This window comes from Gelidibacter sp., from assembly GCF_035577925.1.
Classification (GTDB): domain Bacteria; phylum Bacteroidota; class Bacteroidia; order Flavobacteriales; family Flavobacteriaceae; genus Gelidibacter.
The window spans coordinates 1-3219 of sequence record NZ_DATJCY010000277.1 but is presented as its reverse complement, the minus strand read 5'-3'; the positions used below and the strand labels follow the sequence as shown (position 1 = coordinate 3219).

The window sequence follows — 3219 nt, the reverse complement described above, 5'->3', positions numbered from 1 at the left end:
AACATCAATAATTGGTGATGTTTCTATAAACGAATAGATATTATCGTAAACAAATTTGCCTTCTTTATCCGTGCGATTGGAACTTATAAAACCGCGGTGCGTTTCCAAGTCAATTCCAAAAGCAAAGTCATCGGCATAGGAGTTTATAGGAGCACCAATGTTGATCAGATTTCCAAAACCATCATTTAAAATTTTCACATAAAACACATCCAAACCGCCCAATCCGTAATGCCCGTCTGACGAAAAGTACAATTCATTTTGATCAGATATAAATGGGAAAGTTTCTTTACCTGGGGTATTGATTTTTCGACCAAGATTAACTGGTTCTCCAATACTTCCATCAGTGTTTATTTGAGATACATAAATATCCGATTCTCCATAGCCACCAGGGCGATCGGATGAAAAGTAAAGTTTTGTGCCATCGGCACTTAATGCCGGATGCGCATTAGAATAAAGATCGTCGTTAATGGATAAATCTTCCGCTTCCTGCCATTTGCCGTCTTTAAATTCAGATTTGTAAATCTTTAGTTTTTGGTCGTTTTTCTTATTGGCAGAAGTAAGATTGCTTCGTGTAAAATACATGGTTTTATTATCGGCTGTAAATACTGGTGAGGACTCATGGAATTTACTTTGAAGCTTTCCTTTAAGTTTTTTTGCAGTACCTACGGCTTGATTGACCGAATCGACTTCAAGGGTGTATAATGACAAAAAACTAAGTCCATCCCAAGCACTTCTTTTATTAGCAAACGATTTGGAATCTTCCGTTGACGCATAATAAAGTGTATTTCCGGATTTAAAATATCCAAATGAAATTTTATTTTCATCATATATATAATCCACTGCGTTAATATCATAACGCCCAGAGTTTTCTTGAATTAACTTTTCATAATCAATAGCCGTTTTCAAATTGGTTTGGGGGCCGTTTAAGGACACATAACTATTATAATATTCTACAGATTTATCTGACTGCCCAACTGCTTTTAGCGATTGCGAATAGCGCAATAAAATAATGGGATCTTCAGGATTGGCATTGAGCGCAAACAGATTTTCATACCATTTTACGGCCTGATCGTACTGGGCATTAAAATAATAACTATTGCCCAATTTTGTGAATAATTCTTCCGATTGATATCCTTTTTCGGCAACTTCCAAATAGACTTTTTGAGCATTTACATAGTTTAAGTGCTCATAGCTTTCGTCAGCTTTTTTCAACTTGTTTTCTTGTCCGTAAACTAAAGAAATACTTGATAAACCAAGGAGAAACAAAAAGAAACTATAGATTGTAGTATATTTTTTCATATCTTTTTTATATCATTAAAAGAATCGTGGATTGACTTTGGCTTTTAATCGTGTACCCAACTCAAAGCGTAAAAACACTTCGTGGGAGCCACTGTTATAATTTCCTAAAGAAGTAGTATCATAATCATAAGCATAACCTATCATCATCTGATCTGTAATTTGGAAACCTGCCAAAGCGCTTACGGCGGCATCCAATCTGTACGCCAATCCTAAGGTGAGATTTTCATTGATGAGGGCGTTTGCAGAGAAATCGAGGGCCAACGGTGCACCAACAACTGCTTTCGCCAAGATGGCCGGTTTTAATTTGAGATTTGGATTGAGTGTAAACACATAACCTCCAATTAAATAAAAATGCGTTTTTTCGCTGGCAACGGACACTTTAACATCATCATAATATTGGGTTTCCAGAATATTTGGTGTGGACAACCCAATATACCATTTTGGCGTATAGAGGTAAATTCCCGACCCAATAACTGGCGAACTTGTATTTTCTTGCCTTAAATTATAGTCATTGGGATTATAAATATTCAATTTTGTAGGATCCATGTCCCAGATAGCCAAGCCTCCTTTCATACCAAAGGCCAATTTCAATTCATTTTCCAAAGTAATGGTATAGGAAAAATCGGCGGTGACCATACTTTCCGATGTAGGTCCTATTTGGTCACTTACAAAACCAAGTCCCAATCCGACGCCTTTGATCCCAATAGGAGAATGCATTGCAAAGTTCAACGTTTTAGGAGCACCATCCAATCCGACCCATTGATTTCTATAGACACCCATGATACTTAACGAACCTCTTGAACCCGCATACGCCGGATTTACAGAATGTGTATTATACATATACTGCGTGTACTGCGAATCTTGCTGCGCCTGGGCAGAAGGCATTACAAAAATCATACTTACAAAAAGCAGTAGTACAATTATATTTGATGTTTTATACGTCATGAGAATTTTATTCATATTATTTAGTGCTTAGATATAAATAGCCAGCCTTTTTGAAGCGGTTTTGTTCGCTTCCTGTGCCATAATCGTATTCAAGAATATAGAAATAGGTGCCAAACGGTAATCTGTCAGAATTTTTCAAGGTCAATCGCCCTGAAGAAAAACCATCAAAAACGTCGCCAGCCAAACCATAATTATTGGTTTCAAATACCTTAACGCCCCAGCGGTTATACACTTGGACTTTAAAGTTGCGTGCACACTCATTATTGGATTGATCGATAAGGAAATAATCATTAATTCCGTCGCCATTAGGAGTTATGGAGTTGTAAACCACAATGCCACAAGGTAAAATCAGGTCGGTTTTGACACGTCCAAAAGTAAAAACGCCAAATCCGTTAACCGCGGTAGTTACGGTTTGGTTATCCAAATCGATAGCACCACCTTCGTCCACCCACATATTATTAGCGGCATCCCAACGTACAATGGTCAGATCGCCATTTTGGGCAGCATCAATCATGGATTGTGGTGTGGTCACATCGCGCCACGACAACGTAATCATCATGTCTTCATTGGCCGTAGATTCTTTAGTGATGGTCCAATATTCCTGATTATCGATTTCGGCAATAACGCCAGCTTTCAGTGCATGCGAATATAATGGATCTGAATTTTCGAAATAAAACTTGCCTTCAAATAAGGAGGTTGCATTGGCAGGTGCCGAAATGCCAGCATACCGGTAAAAGCCACCATCGCCAATAGGGTAATTAAAAGCCAAATTGCCAAACTTATTGACGGTGCCATCCACATGGCTATAATCGGAAGCATTTATATGATAGGCGTTTGTATTGAAAGTAAACTCGCCACCATAATTGTCGTTATCCACAATACCATCATAAAAATCGGCTTCGCCACTGACATGGATACTTCCCGATAATTGGAACGGCACTGGCGCACTGGTGTTGTTAAAATAAACATCGTACA

At 38.2% G+C, this 3219-nt stretch carries 3 protein-coding genes; all 3 read right to left on the bottom strand.

Annotation, left to right across the window (positions count from 1 at the left end; genetic code table 11):
• A partial coding sequence (locus VNJ50_RS10875) for a cell envelope biogenesis protein OmpA (protein ID WP_325581774.1) occupies window positions 1-1299 on the bottom strand: 1299 nt, incomplete at its 3' end.
• Window positions 1300-1314: 15 nt separating this feature from the next.
• A complete protein-coding gene (locus VNJ50_RS10870; protein WP_325581772.1) occupies window positions 1315-2259 on the bottom strand; it encodes a type IX secretion system membrane protein PorP/SprF in 945 nt (314 codons plus the stop codon).
• A 1-nt stretch (window position 2260) separates the two neighbouring features.
• The coding region (locus tag VNJ50_RS10865; RefSeq protein WP_325581770.1) for a gliding motility-associated C-terminal domain-containing protein at window positions 2261-3219 on the bottom strand (959 nt) is incomplete at its 5' end.

Coding starts and splice junctions, on each gene's coding strand:
- VNJ50_RS10870 (WP_325581772.1), bottom strand. CDS start 2,259: ATGAATAAAATTCTCATGACGTATAAAACATCAAATATAATTGTACTA.